17 protein-coding genes and 1 other annotated feature are annotated in these 15,380 nt (G+C 40.1%); all 17 genes read right to left on the bottom strand.

Translation table 11 applies throughout. From position 1 onward, the window contains the following. Positions 1 to 98: 98 nt before the first annotated feature. The 17 genes from ileS to A374_RS11885 all read right to left on the bottom strand — a co-directional run bounded on the left by ileS (position 99) and on the right by A374_RS11885 (position 15,353). On the bottom strand, positions 99 to 2,855 hold the full coding sequence (gene ileS / locus A374_RS11965; RefSeq protein ID WP_007202473.1) for an isoleucine--tRNA ligase: 2,757 nt from the start codon (positions 2,853 to 2,855) through the stop codon (positions 99 to 101). A 68-nt stretch (positions 2,856 to 2,923) separates the two neighbouring features. Next, positions 2,924 to 3,155: a binding site (T-box leader), on the bottom strand. A 57-nt stretch (positions 3,156 to 3,212) separates the two neighbouring features. Then, on the bottom strand, positions 3,213 to 3,710 hold the full coding sequence (locus A374_RS11960) for a DivIVA domain-containing protein (RefSeq protein WP_007202472.1): 498 nt from the start codon (positions 3,708 to 3,710) through the stop codon (positions 3,213 to 3,215). 83 nt (positions 3,711 to 3,793) lie between these two features. Beyond that, positions 3,794 to 4,567 carry a YlmH family RNA-binding protein gene (locus tag A374_RS11955; protein WP_007202471.1) on the bottom strand — a complete coding sequence of 258 codons (774 nt, stop codon included), beginning with the start codon at positions 4,565 to 4,567 and terminating at the stop codon, positions 3,794 to 3,796. Between the two features lie 15 nt (positions 4,568 to 4,582). Then, complete coding sequence (locus A374_RS11950) at positions 4,583 to 4,858, bottom strand: YggT family protein (protein ID WP_007202470.1); 276 nt, start codon at positions 4,856 to 4,858, stop codon at positions 4,583 to 4,585. Positions 4,859 to 4,875: 17 nt separating this feature from the next. Next, positions 4,876 to 5,295, bottom strand: a complete 420-nt coding sequence (locus A374_RS11945; protein ID WP_007202469.1) for a cell division protein SepF — start codon at positions 5,293 to 5,295, stop codon at positions 4,876 to 4,878. A 12-nt stretch (positions 5,296 to 5,307) separates the two neighbouring features. Then, positions 5,308 to 5,985: a YggS family pyridoxal phosphate-dependent enzyme gene (locus A374_RS11940; protein WP_007202468.1), complete on the bottom strand. Its 678-nt coding sequence runs from the start codon at positions 5,983 to 5,985 to the stop codon at positions 5,308 to 5,310. 12 nt (positions 5,986 to 5,997) lie between these two features. Next, positions 5,998 to 6,816, bottom strand: a complete 819-nt coding sequence (pgeF, locus tag A374_RS11935; protein WP_007202467.1) for a peptidoglycan editing factor PgeF — start codon at positions 6,814 to 6,816, stop codon at positions 5,998 to 6,000. Positions 6,817 to 6,891: 75 nt separating this feature from the next. Beyond that, positions 6,892 to 7,176, bottom strand: coding sequence for a YlmC/YmxH family sporulation protein (locus tag A374_RS11930; RefSeq protein ID WP_007202466.1), 285 nt, complete (start codon positions 7,174 to 7,176; stop codon positions 6,892 to 6,894). A gap of 129 nt (positions 7,177 to 7,305) precedes the next feature. Beyond that, positions 7,306 to 8,088 carry an RNA polymerase sporulation sigma factor SigG gene (gene sigG / locus A374_RS11925; protein WP_007202465.1) on the bottom strand — a complete coding sequence of 261 codons (783 nt, stop codon included), beginning with the start codon at positions 8,086 to 8,088 and terminating at the stop codon, positions 7,306 to 7,308. 158 nt (positions 8,089 to 8,246) lie between these two features. Continuing rightward, complete coding sequence (gene sigE, locus A374_RS11920; RefSeq protein ID WP_007202464.1) at positions 8,247 to 8,966, bottom strand: RNA polymerase sporulation sigma factor SigE; 720 nt, start codon at positions 8,964 to 8,966, stop codon at positions 8,247 to 8,249. Positions 8,967 to 8,996: 30 nt separating this feature from the next. Beyond that, positions 8,997 to 9,917, bottom strand: a complete 921-nt coding sequence (gene spoIIGA / locus A374_RS11915) for a sigma-E processing peptidase SpoIIGA (protein WP_007202463.1) — start codon at positions 9,915 to 9,917, stop codon at positions 8,997 to 8,999. A 277-nt stretch (positions 9,918 to 10,194) separates the two neighbouring features. Next, positions 10,195 to 11,361 (bottom strand): cell division protein FtsZ, encoded by a 1,167-nt coding sequence (ftsZ, locus tag A374_RS11910; protein ID WP_007202462.1) that lies wholly within the window; start codon positions 11,359 to 11,361, stop codon positions 10,195 to 10,197. Between the two features lie 35 nt (positions 11,362 to 11,396). Then, positions 11,397 to 12,686 carry a cell division protein FtsA gene (gene ftsA / locus A374_RS11905; RefSeq protein ID WP_007202461.1) on the bottom strand — a complete coding sequence of 430 codons (1,290 nt, stop codon included), beginning with the start codon at positions 12,684 to 12,686 and terminating at the stop codon, positions 11,397 to 11,399. A 150-nt stretch (positions 12,687 to 12,836) separates the two neighbouring features. Next, complete coding sequence (locus A374_RS11900; RefSeq protein ID WP_007202460.1) at positions 12,837 to 13,190, bottom strand: small basic family protein; 354 nt, start codon at positions 13,188 to 13,190, stop codon at positions 12,837 to 12,839. Then, complete coding sequence (locus A374_RS11895) at positions 13,190 to 13,882, bottom strand: DUF881 domain-containing protein (RefSeq protein WP_162098298.1); 693 nt, start codon at positions 13,880 to 13,882, stop codon at positions 13,190 to 13,192. The genes A374_RS11900 and A374_RS11895 overlap by 1 nt, the downstream gene beginning before the upstream one ends. A gap of 5 nt (positions 13,883 to 13,887) precedes the next feature. Beyond that, positions 13,888 to 14,586, bottom strand: coding sequence for a DUF881 domain-containing protein (locus A374_RS11890; protein ID WP_007202458.1), 699 nt, complete (start codon positions 14,584 to 14,586; stop codon positions 13,888 to 13,890). Continuing rightward, positions 14,583 to 15,353 (bottom strand): cell division protein FtsQ/DivIB, encoded by a 771-nt coding sequence (locus tag A374_RS11885; protein ID WP_007202457.1) that lies wholly within the window; start codon positions 15,351 to 15,353, stop codon positions 14,583 to 14,585. Before A374_RS11885 ends, A374_RS11890 begins: the two co-directional genes overlap by 4 nt. Between the last annotated feature and the right edge of the window lie 27 nt (positions 15,354 to 15,380).

Here is a 15,380-nt window from a genome sequence, read left to right as displayed (position 1 = left end):
TGCCCTAAACTATGGGAATGAGCGAAAAAACGTGAATGTCCTTCAAAAAAAATCTCATGATCAGCTTGGTCCTGATCATGAGATTTGCTAGCTAGCTTTTATAATTTTTCAACAACCTCTGCACAAGATGCGCAAAGTGTTGGATGCTTCTGGTCTGTACCAACGTCAGACGTAACAGTCCAGCAACGTTCACACGTTTCACCTTCTGCTTGTTTCACTACAACATGTAAATGCTCAAATGCTTGTGCATCGCTTGGTGCGTCTGCTTTCACACCACCGACTGTCGCTTCTGAAACAATGAGTGTTTTATTAAGATCCGCAATAGATTCAAGTAATGCTTTGACGTCTGCATCACCATAAAGGGTAACGGATGCCGTTAACGACTTACCAATCACCTTTTCATTACGAGCTTGTTCAAGTGCCTTCAATACTTCATCACGCAGATTCATAAAGACATCCCATTTTTGTAGCAATGCTTCTTCCCCATCATAGCTTACAGCCACTGGTAAATTACTTAGCTGTACGCTTTCTTCTTCTACACCCGGAATGTGCTGCCATACTTCATCAGATGTATGCGCTAAGATTGGCGCAACGAGCTTTGTAATAGCAACTAACGCTTGATATAACACTGTTTGAATATTACGGCGCTTAGGGTCATCCTCAGCTTGAATGTATAACGTATCTTTCGCAATATCCATATAAAATGAGGATAAATCAATGGTACAGAACGTATGAATCGCTGTGTATACTGATAAAAATTGATACTCATCGTAGGCTGTTTTGACACGGTCAATTAATTTATTCAATTTTACAATCATATATTGATCAAGCTCACCTAGGTTCTCATACGAAACACTATGTTTTGCTGGATCAAAACCGTGCAAGTTACCAAGCAAGAAACGAAGCGTGTTACGAATTTTACGATACACTTCTGCGACTTGTTTTAAAATATCATCAGAAACACGAACATCTGCTTGATAATCAACGGAAGAAACCCACAGACGAAGAATATCTGCGCCTAGTTGATTCATTACTTTAATTGGATCCATTACATTACCAACAGACTTACTCATTTTTCTACCTTCACCATCAAGAACAAATCCATGACTTAAAACCGTCTTATAAGGTGCTTTACCTGTAATAGCAACCGATGTAGAAAGAGACGAGTTAAACCATCCACGGTATTGATCAGATCCTTCTAGATAAAGATCTGCTGGGCGGGTTAAGTCTTCGCGCTCTTCAAGCACGCTCCAATGGGACGAACCAGAGTCGAACCATACGTCCATAATATCCGTTTCTTTAGAGAAACGACCGTTTGGACTATGACTAGACGTAAATCCTTCTGGAAGAAGATCTTTCGCTTCACGTTCAAACCAAATGTTCGATCCGTGTTCACGGAACAATTGCACGACATGATTGATTGTCTCCTCTGTCATGATTGCTTCACCGTCTTCACCATAAAAGACAGGAATTGGAACACCCCACGCACGTTGGCGCGAAATACACCAATCTTCACGATCTTTCATCATGTTAAAGAGGCGCGTTTCTCCCCAATGAGGAATCCATTTTACATCGGCAATTGCCTGCAAAATGTCATCACGCATGCCTTTAATAGAAGCGAACCATTGCGCCGTTGCGCGGAAAATAACTGGTTTTTTTGTGCGCCAATCATGTGGATACGAGTGCGTAATAAAGCTTAGCTTGAGTAAAGCGCCTGCTTCTGTTAGTTGCTCTGTAATTGGCTTATTTGCTTCATCATAAAACAAGCCTTCAAAGCCTGGTGCTTCTTTCGTCATTACGCCACGATCATCCACTGGGCAAAGAACGTCAAGTCCATATCGTTTTCCGACTAAAAAGTCATCTTCCCCGTGTCCTGGTGCCGTATGAACACATCCCGTACCGGCATCCGTTGTAACATGATCACCCAGCATGACAAGTGAATCTCTTTCATAAAGCGGGTGACTCGCAACAATATGTTCTAGCTCTTGACCTTTCATCTGCGCAACAACAGAAACGTCCTTCCACTCTAATTCTTTCGTAAGCGTTTCTACAAGCGCCTCGGCAACAAGCAGTTTACGTCCATCTGCATTGACAACCACATAGTCAAGATCAGGATGAACAGAAATTCCTAAGTTAGCTGGAATGGTCCACGGAGTTGTTGTCCAAATAACAATGCTAACATCCTCTTGCAATACGCCTTTTCCTTCTTTTACAGGAAAAGCAACATAAATCGAAGCTGATCGCTTATCATGATATTCAATTTCTGCTTCCGCAAGCGCTGATTCCGAAGAAGGAGACCAATAAACAGGTTTCAATCCTTTGTAAATATAGCCTTTTTTCACCATCTCACCAAACACTTCAATTTGACGAGCTTCAAAGCTTTTATCTAGTGTAATGTAAGGATTTTCCCAATCTCCACGAACGCCAAGACGTTTAAATTGCGTGCGCTGACGATCGACTTGCGTTAACGCATATTCTTCACAACGTTTTCTAAATTCAGCAACAGACATTTCTTTACGTTTCACTTTTCCGCTTTTCGTAAGTGCTGTTTCAATCGGCAAACCATGTGTATCCCAACCTGGTACATAAGGTGCATGAAAACCTGCCATTGATTTATAGCGAACAATCATATCTTTTAAGATTTTATTTTCAGCATGTCCAACATGAATGTCACCATTTGCATACGGAGGACCATCATGAAGAATGAATGTTGGACGTCCTTTCGTATGGTTTTGAACTTTCTCATAAATGTTTAATTCTTCCCACTTTTGTTGAATATCAGGTTCACGTTGTGGTAAATTTCCTCGCATAGGAAATTCTGTTTTCGGCATAAGCAATGTGTCTTTGTAATTCATTAATACCCCTCCTGTATATAACTAACGGTGTCCCGTCAAGATCCATAAAAAAAAGCCTTCTCATCCAAGAAAGGGACGAGAAGGCTACCCGCGGTACCACCCTAATAGGCTCTTCATTAACAGTAAAGAACCCGCTTTACTATTCGTATCGTGAATACACGCTAAGCTTACTATTACGATCGTTCAGCTTAGAAACTCCAGGATGATGTTCCGGACAGGGTCGTTTGCTAGTCTTACACCATCACTAGCTCGCTAAAAAAAAACGATTCCTTGCCATACTGTTCCCTTCATCGTTTTAACTTATAATTTTATTCTGTATAGAATTATATGCTTTTTCAGACCTTATCGTCAAGCGGTCTATTTAACCTCTAACTCATAGCCCTCAGGGAGCTCAACGGGCTGAAGCACTTCCCATTCATCGTTTTTCAACATTTCTAGTTGCGCTTCAATCAACATGCGAAAACGTGTGCGATACACATTGGCTTGTTTTTTTATCTCTTCAATATCCATTGATACTTTACGCGACTTCGAAAGCGCTTCGTTAATGATGCGATCCGCATTTTTTTCTGCTTCTTTCACAATTAAACGTGCTTCTTTCGTCGCATTACGCTTCACTTCTTCTCCCGTTTCTTGGGCAATCAGAATGGATTTATTTAACGTGTCTTCGATATTTTTGAAGTAATCTAACTTCTCTTCCAATTTGGCTACTGTTTCTTCTAGCCCCTGTTTTTCACGGATGACGGACTCATAGTCTTTGATCACCTTATCGAGAAATTCGTTCACTTCATCTTCATTATAACCGCGAAATCCTCTCGTAAACTCCTTGTTATGAATATCTAATGGTGTTAAAGGCATTTCAGCCACCTCCGCTAATGATGCTTTTTCTTTCTTTCATTGTTTCGACAACAGCTGGTGCTTTCCTGCATCATCTGTCAAAATTATTGTAAGATTCCATACGTAATGCGCCATTTATCTTTTTTCGTTTTGTCACCGACGTGAAGTAACTTGCTACGCCCAAATCCACGCAGAGATATATAATCACCTTGCTGTAAAGGAAAAGAAGGATCTTCAACTTTCCGCCAATTCACTTTCACTTTAGAAGAGGTAATGAATGGCGCAGCCTTACTCCGAGATAGCCCGTACACTTCTGCAATCATCACATCAAGGCGAAGAGATGAAACTGTCCCTGCTTTTTCTACATAGCGTTCTTCAGGATGTAAATAAGCGCCTTCCTCTACGAGCTGGAGCGTCACGCTTGTTCGGCCTATTTTCGTAACATTCATAGCTATAAAATCTTTTATTTCATTGGCGACGGTCACTTGAAGGCGATCTTGACTATGAACGATATCACCAAACTTGCTTCGTTTAACGCCAATATTCATTAATGCACCTAACACATCACGATGTTCTAGTGAAGAAAATTTCGTAGGATATTGAATTTCAAAAACTGATAGTTCAAAATCACTAGGCTTTGGCTCTAAGTAGGCGTGATGAATGAGCGCACGTCTTCGTTCTGAATGAGAAGAACCTCCCCAAAAAGACAGGGAGGAATCTGCATCTTTCCCGATAATACTCGTTGCTATATCTTGTTCTCGCGGATCGAGAAAATCCGTTAATTTGACGGAGAAACGTTCTTCTACCTCATTTTTCCATTGAAGCACCTGATCGATAAATGGATACTCATCTTTACGAAAATGTTGATATAAATTCATGGTAAGCTCTCTTCCTTATGAATAAAACAATTTTAGAATGACCGTTCCTAGTCCAGATGTTGCGAGGCGCAGTACAAACAGCGCAACAATTGGCGATATATCAATCATACCTAACGGAGGAATGATTTTCCGGAATGGCGTTAAGTATGGTTCTACTAATCGACTTAACAATCTCCCGAAAGCAGAGTTTTGAATATTCGGTACCCAACTCATAAATATGTAGGCGATAATCATGTATGTGTAAATTTGGACAATAACAGAAATCGTTTTATAAATTTCAAATGCGACCAATAAAGTCAACTCCTTTACTATTCTCCATGTTGCATTTCTGAAATCGAGCCTGAGACGTCAACATTTTCAGGTGTACATAAAAACGTATTCGGCCCTAACTTTTGAATATCACCACCAAGTGCATAGACTGTTCCACTTAAAAAGTCGACAATGCGTTTCGCTTGATCATGTGAAATTCGTTGCAAGTTCATAACAACCGAGCGTCTATTCTTTAACTGATCAGCAATATCTTGTGCTTCTGCGTAGACACGCGGCTCAATCAACACCACTTTTGATTGTTGCTGAATGCTTTGTAAACTTACGATATTTTGTTTTCCTTTACGATCATCTACCATGTCTTCATCGTACGATTGGGTCGGCGCTTCTGTCGTTTCTTCGTAGACATATTCATCTTCATCAAGGTCAAAAAAACGCTTGAATCGATTTTTAATGCTCATGAATTGTCCCTCCTAAAATTCTTTTCCGACCAGGCTGGTGCCAATTCTAACGAAGGTTGCTCCTTCCTGGACCGCAATCTCGTAATCATTTGACATTCCCATCGATAGTTCTGTACAAGGAGCAAATGAGAACTGCTTGTCCTGCACTTCTTGCTGTAATGTTTTCATTGAAGCAAACACAGTATGAAGCAAGTTTTGATCGTCAGTGAAGGGGGCCATTGTCATTAAGCCTACAATGCGAATCGAAGGATATTCCTTCATGCTTTCAATGAATGACAAAAGCTCTTGTGGTGAAATGCCATGCTTTGATTCTTCTCCAGATACATTGACTTGTACCATACAATCAATCACGCGGTCAGCGCGCTTTTGAATCTCTTTGGCAAGCGAGGCGCGATCAAGTGAATGAATACAATCCACAAATGGAAGAATTTCCTTTACCTTTCGAGTCTGTAAGCTTCCTATGAAGTGCCATGTAATTCCTTCTGGTAAGGCTTCGTATTTCGTTGCTAGGCCTTCAGGACGATTTTCTCCGATATGTTGCACACCAGCACTGACCGCTTGGATCGCAGTTTCAGTACTAACATACTTCGTAACAGCAATGATTTTCACGTCCTCTGGATTTCGCTTTTTTTCTTGACAAATCGTTGTAATTCTTTCTTTTATATGCTGTAAATTTTGTTTAATATCCACACCTTACTCCTTTCAAGCATAACCGATGTAACTCATCATTCTTCCTGCCTGTCCTTGCTCTTTTCGGTGAGAAAAAAACAAATCATTTTGACAGCTCGTACAATACGTTGATACGTGAATGTTGTCTTCTTTTATGCCAGCAGACAGTAGAATATGACGGTTCATTTCTTTTAAGTCTAACTGATAAGTGTCTTCTGACGTTTCTTCATAAATAAGCGCAGGTGTTAGGATAGAAGCTGCCGCTTTCATTTGTTCGATAACATAGTTATTCACTTCGTAACAACAGCGACCAATGGACGGCCCAATGACGACCGTAATGTCATCGCTAGCTACCTGTTCTTTTTCTACCCATAGTTCCACCATTTTAGCACCAATTTTGGCCGCTGTTCCCTTCCAACCGGCATGAGCAAGTCCGACGAGTCCATTCTTTTTACTAATAAAAAAAAGAGGTACACAATCAGCATACAAAGAGGTTAGCAATATGGAAGGATCCGATGTATACAGACCGTCTGTACGGGCAAGGGCACTTTGTAAATCTTTTGCGCCTCGTCCCGCATGCTCTTTCGTTACCTTTTGAATCGTCGCTTCATGCACTTGCTCTGAACCAACCCAACGTGATAACGGGACTGAGATTGCCTCACTAATCAACGTGCGATTACGCACCACGTCTAGCGGATCATCGCCCACATGAAAGCCAGCATTTAGCGATTCATACGGCGGGACACTAACCCCGCCGGTCCGTGAAGTAATTCCAATGGTCAACCCTACTGGCACCATTTTCTCTTGCACTGAAAACACGATGCCTTGTTGAATAAATGGTTCCGCATTCAAGGTCGCACCTCTCCTTTTTCCACTAGTCATGATGCTTTTATTTTATCACATGTCGTGCAAGCCGTATAATTGTATTTACTTTTTCAGTTGATCAAATGGCTCTTTCATATATTCAGCAACTTCTTGGCCATCGTTATGTCTTACTAAAATGACATCTGTGCCTATTTTTACAATGTTACGCCAAGGAATAACGATGTCGCTTTCTCGTGAAAAAAAACCTAGCATTTTTCCTGCGCCTGGTATAATCAATGAATCAATTTTTCCTGTCGTTACGTTAATTTCAAGATCGGCTATATGTCCTAATTTCTTTCCATTCGCCACATTTACGACATCTTTTACTTGAAAATCCGAAATTTTCATCCTTCCATCCCGCCCTTCTATGACTACTATATGAATCCTTCTCGCATTTCATGTACAACAAACAACCCGCCGATTGGGCGGGTTGTTGCAATAGCTTCTGTGAGTAAGCTATGTATCAAAAATACAAGATTAACTGCTTTGAATATTTTTATTCATTTGCGAAATAGCTGCTTTTTCAAGACGAGATACTTGCGCTTGGGAGATGCCAATTTCATCGGCGACTTCCATCTGCGTTTTCCCTTGAAAGAAGCGCATCGTTAAAATCATTTTTTCGCGTTCATTTAAACGGCGCATTGCTTCTTTTAACGCAATTTCTTCAATCCATTGGAAATCCTTCGCTTTATCATCACTAATTTGATCCATTACATAAATAGGATCGCCACCATCATTATAAATAGGTTCAAACAAAGAAACAGGATCCTGAATGGCATCAAGAGCAAAAACAACTTCTTCTTTTGGCACCTCTAGAGCATCGGCAATTTGCTGCGCTGTTGGTTCGCGAGAAAGTTTACTCATTAGTTGATCACGCACCTGCAACGCCTTATAGGCGATATCTCGCAATGATCGCGACACGCGAATTGGATTATTATCTCGTAAATATCTGCGAATTTCCCCAATGATCATTGGGACAGCATACGTTGAAAACTTTACATTTTGCCCAAGATCAAAATTGTCGATGGATTTCATTAGCCCAATACAGCCAACTTGAAAAAGATCATCAACATATTCACCTCGGTTATTAAAGCGCTGAATCACACTTAGCACAAGTCGTAAGTTTCCATTTACAAGCGTTTCTCGAGCGCTAATATCTCCACTTTGCATTTTTGCAAATAGCTCCCGCATTTCGGGGTTTTTCAATACTGGAAGTTTAGATGTGTCTACTCCGCAGATTTCTACTTTATTTCGGCTCAATGGATTTTCCTCCTACCGGGAGTGTATTGTAAACTTCAGTATCTCCTCGGCAGGAAATTTTATGCAGAGTTGCAGTTCTTTGCGATAGCTATAATGATCAAGAGAAGTTGGTAGCAAACCGTTTCTAATGATTAAAAATTCTTTTTAAAAGCACAACGTCATACCATTTTATTAAACTCTTTTTGTAGTCGTTTAATGATTCTTTTTTCAAGGCGTGAAATATAGGATTGTGAGATCCCAAGCATATCTGCTACATCTTTTTGTGTCTTTTCTTCGCCGCCGGATAAACCAAACCTAAGCTCCATAATTTGTTTTTCACGATCATTTAACGTAAATAACGCCTTAAGTAACAATTTCCGATCAACATTTGCTTCTAGTCTGCGCGTTATAATGTCCTCATCTGTCCCTAAAACGTCCGATAACAATAATTCATTGCCGTCCCAATCGACATTTAACGGTTCATCAAAAGATACTTCCGAACGCGTTTTATTATTGCGACGCAAGTACATTAAGATTTCATTTTCTATACATCGTGAAGCATAGGTCGCTAATTTAATCTTTTTTTCTGGATTAAAGGTATTAACTGCTTTAATTAAGCCAATCGTGCCAATGCTAATTAAATCCTCAATGTTGATACCCGTATTTTCAAACTTACGGGCGATATACACAACTAAACGAAGATTGCGTTCAATTAATAGTGACTTTGTTGCAGGATCACCAGAAGGTAACTTTTCTAGCAATAGTGCTTCTTCTTCTTTTGAAAGGGGCGGTGGTAATGCCTCATGCCCCCCAATATAGTGAATTTCTTCCGTTTTAATGCCAAGCTTCACCAATAGTTTGTACCACATAAGAGTTAGCTTAAGACGCCATGTTTTCATCATTCACTGCTCCTCTCAAATTTTGTTTTCTTACGAAGCCACAATTTGTTCTATGCCGTTTGCAATGACTTCTGGATGGACGATGCAACTAAAATGACCTTCGTTTGATAAAGCGGTATACGTTAAACCAACAAGTACTTTTTCACAAACAAACGTCCCATGATTTCCGGAAACAATAATTTTATCGGGTTTTATGCTTGCTAAAAATGCATGCTCTTTCCCAACTGCACGATAGGGTACGATACGAAAACGCGAAACCCAATTGGATTCCTCATCTGAAGAGAAAGTATGAATGTTTTTTGCGAAATCAAGCACTTCTTTAGGAAAATAGTTTTCGTGAGCCGTTAGATCAAGAATCATAACCGGTACTTTCGTTATAGGATCATGTAGTTTATTTCCGCTGTCAATCAGACCTGTTGCTTCAATTTGGCAATCATCAATGATGACAGTAACATTGACAGTTTCCGAATAATGAATCTTTTGTACCTTGATGTCATCGACCCTTTTCTTTGAAAATAGCCACAGAAGAGGAAAACCAATTACAACAAAAGCCCAGCTAAGTACATCGCCACTTCCTGACGGATTAGCGGCTAACACACCACCAGGAATGAGAAGGTCTTGTTGCAAGAAATAGTGAAGCGCAAACAGTCCTCCCCCCGTCACAAAGGTAACAAAGTAAAACATCGCTACATTTTTAAAGAAAAAGGAAAAATTACGAAAACCGAATGCAATCATCATAATCAGCATGGAAAACATAAATTTAACGAGTGGATGATACATGTTAATAGCAAGTGGCATAAAGAGTAGTACGACGTAGAAAGATCCAATAGCCGCTCCCGCTATGACACGCCTTTTTTTAATATTTCGTTTAAGAATAAGACCGGTGAGCATAATTAATAAAAAATCAATACAAAAATTAAGAAACCAAATGACATCCAAGTATATCGTCACTTGTTTTCTCCTTTCTATTAGATTTTCACTTAGTATAAGGCAACATAGGAAGGAAGTCTGTCAGTTCATGAGACAAGAATGCCAATTATTTTCAGAAATTTTGTCATTTTTTAAAGAGAAAATCTTTCCTTCACAAGAAATAACAACGAATCTCAATGTTAGTAAGCATAGAGGTTTGTCGAAAATCTCTCCATGCTTATTTCTTTTAACGGCTACTAGTTGTTAAAAAAAAAACACCTTCCCAATGCGGAAAGGTGTTTGTACGTATTGCTTGTTGTTATCGACGACGGTTGCGGTTACGATTGCGAAGAAAAGTAGGAATATCTAACGTATCAGCATCTGGTGGTGTAGCTGGAGCTGCTGGACGAGGAGATTCATTTGTTGTTTCTTCACGATGATTCATTCCTGTTGACGATGTTTTTTGTGGCTGTTGTTGCTGAAATTTAGGACGTTGTGCTTGAACTTGCGCTTGCATCGCTTGCACATTGTCTTTTTCATCAAAACCCGTGGCAATGACAGTAACTAAAATTTCATCTTTCAGATCTTCATTAATAACAGATCCAAAAATCATATTCACTTCTGGATCAGATGCAGAAGATACGATGTCTGCTGCTTCATTTACTTCGTATAAACTTAAGTTTGTTCCACCTGTAATGTTCATAAGAACACCTTTAGCGCCGTCAATTGACGTTTCTAAGAGTGGTGAAGAAATTGCTTTACGCGCCGCTTCCGCTGCACGGTTTTCCCCAGTAGCAATACCGATTCCCATAAGTGCTGAACCTTTTTCAGTCATAATCGTTTTTACATCAGCAAAATCAAGGTTGATTAATCCCGGTACAGCAATGAGGTCGGAAATCCCTTGCACACCTTGGCGAAGTACGTTATCAGCTTCACGGAATGCTTCAAGCATTGGTGTATTTTTATCGACAATTTCTAGTAGACGATCATTTGGAATGACGATTAACGTATCTACTTTCTCTTTAAATACGGAAATGCCGCCAATGGCTTGCGTAGAACGTTTACGACCTTCAAACGTGAAAGGACGCGTCACAACTCCAACTGTAAGAGCACCCATTTCTTTCGCAATTTCTGCAATGACTGGAGCAGCTCCTGTTCCTGTTCCGCCACCCATACCTGCAGTCACGAATACCATATCTGCGCCGCGTAGTGCTTCTTCAACTTGTTCACGGCTTTCTTCGGCAGCTTTCTTTCCGATTTCAGGGTTAGCTCCTGCACCAAGCCCACGTGTTAATTTTGAACCGATTTGCATTTTCACTGGTGCTTTTGATAGATTAAGAGCTTGTGCATCTGTATTCACACAAATAAACTCTACTCCTTGTACACCGTGTTCAATCATACGGTTAACAGCGTTACTTCCTCCGCCGCCAACACCAATTACTTTAATCGTTGCTAACGAATCCATATTCATATCAAACTCTAACATGAGCGTTCCTCCTAATGACTAGTTAACCCTGTCTCTTATTCAAAAAATAACCCGAACCAGTTTTTCACTTTTGATTTCATGCTACCTTCAGGCTTTTCAGCTTGCTTAGCCGGCTGTTGTTGTTGTTGTGATTGCTTCTTTCTAGGTTGTACTTCCGTTCCGTCTGTAAGAGCAGCAGCCACTTCTTTTCCTTGCACCTTAATGTTGCGATAGGTAAATTGAATCAAGCCGACGCCTGTCGTATATTGGGGTTCGCGAACACCAATATAGTCCGGTAAAGAGACCCTAACGTTATTTTGGAAGATTTCCTGGGCAAGGTCAAGTAAACCAGGCATAGAAGCTGCACCACCGGTAATAACAAAACCACCCGGAAGGTCAGAAAATCCTCTTCTTACTAATTCATCATAAGCCAGTTCTAACATTTCTGCTAGTCTAGCTTCTATAATTAATGCTAGTTCATATTGACTAACCTCTTGTTCAGACGAAGCTCCTATTTGCGAAACGGTAAATGTTTCGTCTTTTGACGCATGATCAACAAACGCATGTCCATGCTTTAGCTTAATCTTCTCTGCATCTTCAGCTGTTGTACGAAGGCCAATCGAAATGTCTTTCGAAATATATTCTCCTCCGACAGGAAGAACCTCCGTCATTTGCATAATACCTTGTTCAAACACGGAAACGGTTGTTGAACCGCCCCCTATATCAATGAGCGCTGCACCTAAATCTATTTCATCACTAGAAAGGGCGATGGATGCTGTTGCCATCGGTTCAAGTGCAATGTCTGCTACTTGAAGACCCGCGCGTTCCACACATCTTAATAAATTATGTAGTATCGTTTTGGAACCTGTTACGATGGTGCCTTCCATTTCGAGTCGTACACCTAACATTCCTCGTGGATCAATAATTTCATCGGTTCCATCCACGATAAATTGACTCGGAATTACATCAATGATTTCACGTTCTGGTGGGATCGACACAACTTGAGCGGCATCAATTACACGCGCAATATCTTCATCTCCAATTTCTCGATCATCACTAGAAACGGCGACAACCCCATGACACGGTTGCAATTGAATATGATTACCTTTTACGCCTACGATTACGGCATTAATGGGTATGCCTAACATACGTTCTGCCTGTTCAACGGCTTTTTTTATGGAACGAACGGTTTCATCAATGTCCACGATGGACCCTTTTTTAATTCCTGCTGATTTTGAATGACCTACACCAATTACATTAAAGGATTCACTGGTCATTTCTCCAATGATAACTTTAATATTGGATGTACCGATGTCTAAACTTACATAGATCTCATTGCTGTTCATTCTTTGGCACCTCCTCTAAGATTATATCTCCGTCATATACTATTCGTCGATCCGCTATGTAATTATATCGGTATACGAGTGGGTTAATTAAGGAATAAATTCCACAAATAAGGAATATTCCCTCTTTTTTTTTCACTTTTTTTCATATTTTTAACTGTTTTTTCGTGCATTGTCCCATTTTGATATAACGAGTCTACGGATAACAGCTATATTATTAAACAATCTGACGCCAAAAGCAAAGATTGCGGCTAAATATAAATCAATGCCAAGATAAACGCCTAAAAAGGCAAGTCCTGCGGCTAATACAATATTAAAGAAAAAGCCAGTAATAAATACTTTATCGTCAAAGTCACCTTTTACATGGGCTTTTACACCGCCAACAATTGTATCTAGCGCCGCTAGTACGGCAATTGATAGATAGTTAGAGTACTCAGGAGGAATGCGAATTTCCGATAAAAAGCCAAGTACAAGTCCCACAATTAGCGATAGTGCAGCCAGCCACATTATGAGTCCTCCTTTACTTGTTTCATATACTTCACAGGAATAGGCCCATGATAAGCAGGCAGCGTTAGCTTTTGGACTTCTCTTGCATCAATGAGAAGATCTTGCTTTACAAAAGCTTCAGCAGCCTGTGAACTTAATATTTTTTCCTTGAGTTGAGCTGGCTCGTCTGTTAGTACTTTTAATGTAATAGGAAAGCTTGCAATCGGTTCATTGTTCACGTATGTTTGCCCATTGACTTCTCGGATGGGAGAAATGGAAATGATTCGCTGTCCGCTTATGGAAACATTTTTTGCTTTGTATCGATTCAATTCATTCATGAGTTTTCGGACATTTTCTGGGTTTACTTTTGGTGCTTCCCCGCTACTAAATGGTTCGATTGTAATGAATATTCCTTGTCCGCTAACAGAGGTTAAACCAGCATCCTTTTTTGCATCCTTTAAAGCTCGTTCCACCGCTTGCACACTTTTTATTTTTTTGGATTGAGAATAATCATCCAGCAGTGCCTCGTATTTCTTAATTTCAGCGTTCAACTCTTGTTGTTTTTGCTTCTCTTTTTCTAGGCTTGTCCTTACTTGCCAAATATCTCTCGTATCACGTGTAATGGGATTATTAGACGTGTTATATTGTATGGCAAGCATCATGCCTACGATCAGCGCGGCACCCGATAAAACAATCGTTTTTCTTTTTTTCAACACACTCATCCTTCATTGTGTAAATGGGCATCCATCGTTATGTCATCTCGACCAAACAGTTGAACTTTAATTCCGTCTTCTTCAAGTTGCGGCAACAAAGAAAGGCGTAACGCCTTTTCTAGCGTATTTTTATTGCCTATCGCACTCACGATAAAAGGTGCCGGGAATTGGTGACCATCAATTGAGACAACAGGGCCAATACACGTAACATAACTATGACTTGTAATACGTTGTCCGTTGACCGCAACCGCTTCAGCACCTGAAACGAGCAATTCATAAATGACAGCGCGAATGTGTTGTTCATGAACTATGTATTGATTCGGGTCACTGCTTTGCGGAATGAACGTTGTGTCTTTGAGGGATACTTCAAGTCCTTCTCCCTTTACCTTTACCCCACCGACGACTTTTCGTAACCTATTCAATTCCTCAACTACGTAATGAGATTGTTTTTTTTCATGAACTAGCTTATTTTCTTCTGCTTGCGCTTGAACACGTACATGTTGCAGACGATCCGTTAAAGAATGGTTGATGCGTTGCACGTGCAATAAGTCGTTGCGCAATTGATCTTCTTGCTGCCACTCTTTCACCGAAGGATGTTTTTCACTTTCTTGCTTCGTATATTGGTACGAGTACGCAAGAATAAACCCCGTAATGAGCGTGATTACAGAAAAAAGAGCTATTTTCTTTCTCGGCTTTCCGCTCATTTTTTCTGTACCTCCTCCTTGCTATATTCCTTAAAGTATGTACTTACATCCATATTAATAACACCTTTACGATGTGGCCCTAGTTGCTGAACAATGGACGGATAAGAGTCCATTTTCTTAGCTAGCGCATGAATCGTAGCTTTCACTTCATAGCCGTCAGACATAAACATTTCTACTTTGAAATTTTTTTCTTGTTCATTGGAAGGTAACTGAATCTCTGAAATACGTTGATAAATACTATTTGGTAATTTACTGAGCTCTTTCGCAAGAGGAAGAAGCTGTTTCTCAGATTGATATGAGCTTACAATCGGTTCACCAGTCGGTAAACTTTTTCCTTTCATTGCTCGTAATAGTTTACCACTTTCTAAGAGTGGATAATAACGGCCTTTTTTTTGAACATAAGCCGCTTTCCGATATTCTTTAACCGTAACGACAAGCGTGTTATAAAAAGCTTTCTTTACTTCAACGGAAGCAATTGCCTTGTTTTTCAATATATTGTCTTCAATCTCTTGTTTCGACAAATTTAAAAAAGCAGAATGACGATCAATATGAGCGGTTGCCAAAATTTCTTTTTCCGAAATGGTGCGATTGCCTGTAATCTCTATTTTCTTCACATCACTTAAACTCGATTGAAAATAAACGATGACAAGCATCAGTATGAAAAAAAAGGACAAGTACATAATTATACGCCTATTCGCTTTTTGTTTACGCTGCGCTTTCAGCTTAGGAATCCGGTCTTCAATCGTAACAATTTTCTCCTTGTCCATGTTCCCTTCCCCCGTATTCTCACACTC

Source organism: Fictibacillus macauensis ZFHKF-1 (genome assembly GCF_000269865.1).
Lineage (GTDB): Bacteria > Bacillota > Bacilli > Bacillales > Fictibacillaceae > Fictibacillus_C > Fictibacillus_C macauensis.
The sequence above is the reverse complement of the archived record's forward strand: the minus strand, read 5'-3'. Positions and strand labels throughout refer to the sequence as shown.

Excerpts from the sequence above, each read along its gene's own strand:
- A374_RS11945 (WP_007202469.1), bottom strand. The coding sequence starts at position 5,295 with ATGAGCATTAAAAATCGATTCAAGCGTTTTTTTGACCTTGATGAAGAT.
- ileS (WP_007202473.1), bottom strand. The coding sequence starts at position 2,855 with ATGAATTACAAAGACACATTGCTTATGCCGAAAACAGAATTTCCTATG.
- A374_RS11955 (WP_007202471.1), bottom strand. The coding sequence starts at position 4,567 with ATGAATTTATATCAACATTTTCGTAAAGATGAGTATCCATTTATCGAT.
- sigE (WP_007202464.1), bottom strand. The coding sequence starts at position 8,966 with ATGAAAACATGGCGTCTTAAGCTAACTCTTATGTGGTACAAACTATTG.
- A374_RS11930 (WP_007202466.1), bottom strand. The coding sequence starts at position 7,176 with ATGAAAATTTCGGATTTTCAAGTAAAAGATGTCGTAAATGTGGCGAAT.
- A374_RS11890 (WP_007202458.1), bottom strand. The coding sequence starts at position 14,586 with ATGAGCGGAAAGCCGAGAAAGAAAATAGCTCTTTTTTCTGTAATCACG.
- ftsA (WP_007202461.1), bottom strand. The coding sequence starts at position 12,686 with ATGAACAGCAATGAGATCTATGTAAGTTTAGACATCGGTACATCCAAT.
- A374_RS11885 (WP_007202457.1), bottom strand. The coding sequence starts at position 15,353 with ATGGACAAGGAGAAAATTGTTACGATTGAAGACCGGATTCCTAAGCTG.
- A374_RS11960 (WP_007202472.1), bottom strand. The coding sequence starts at position 3,710 with ATGCCTTTAACACCATTAGATATTCATAACAAGGAGTTTACGAGAGGA.
- A374_RS11900 (WP_007202460.1), bottom strand. The coding sequence starts at position 13,190 with ATGTGGCTGGCTGCACTATCGCTAATTGTGGGACTTGTACTTGGCTTT.
- ftsZ (WP_007202462.1), bottom strand. The coding sequence starts at position 11,361 with ATGTTAGAGTTTGATATGAATATGGATTCGTTAGCAACGATTAAAGTA.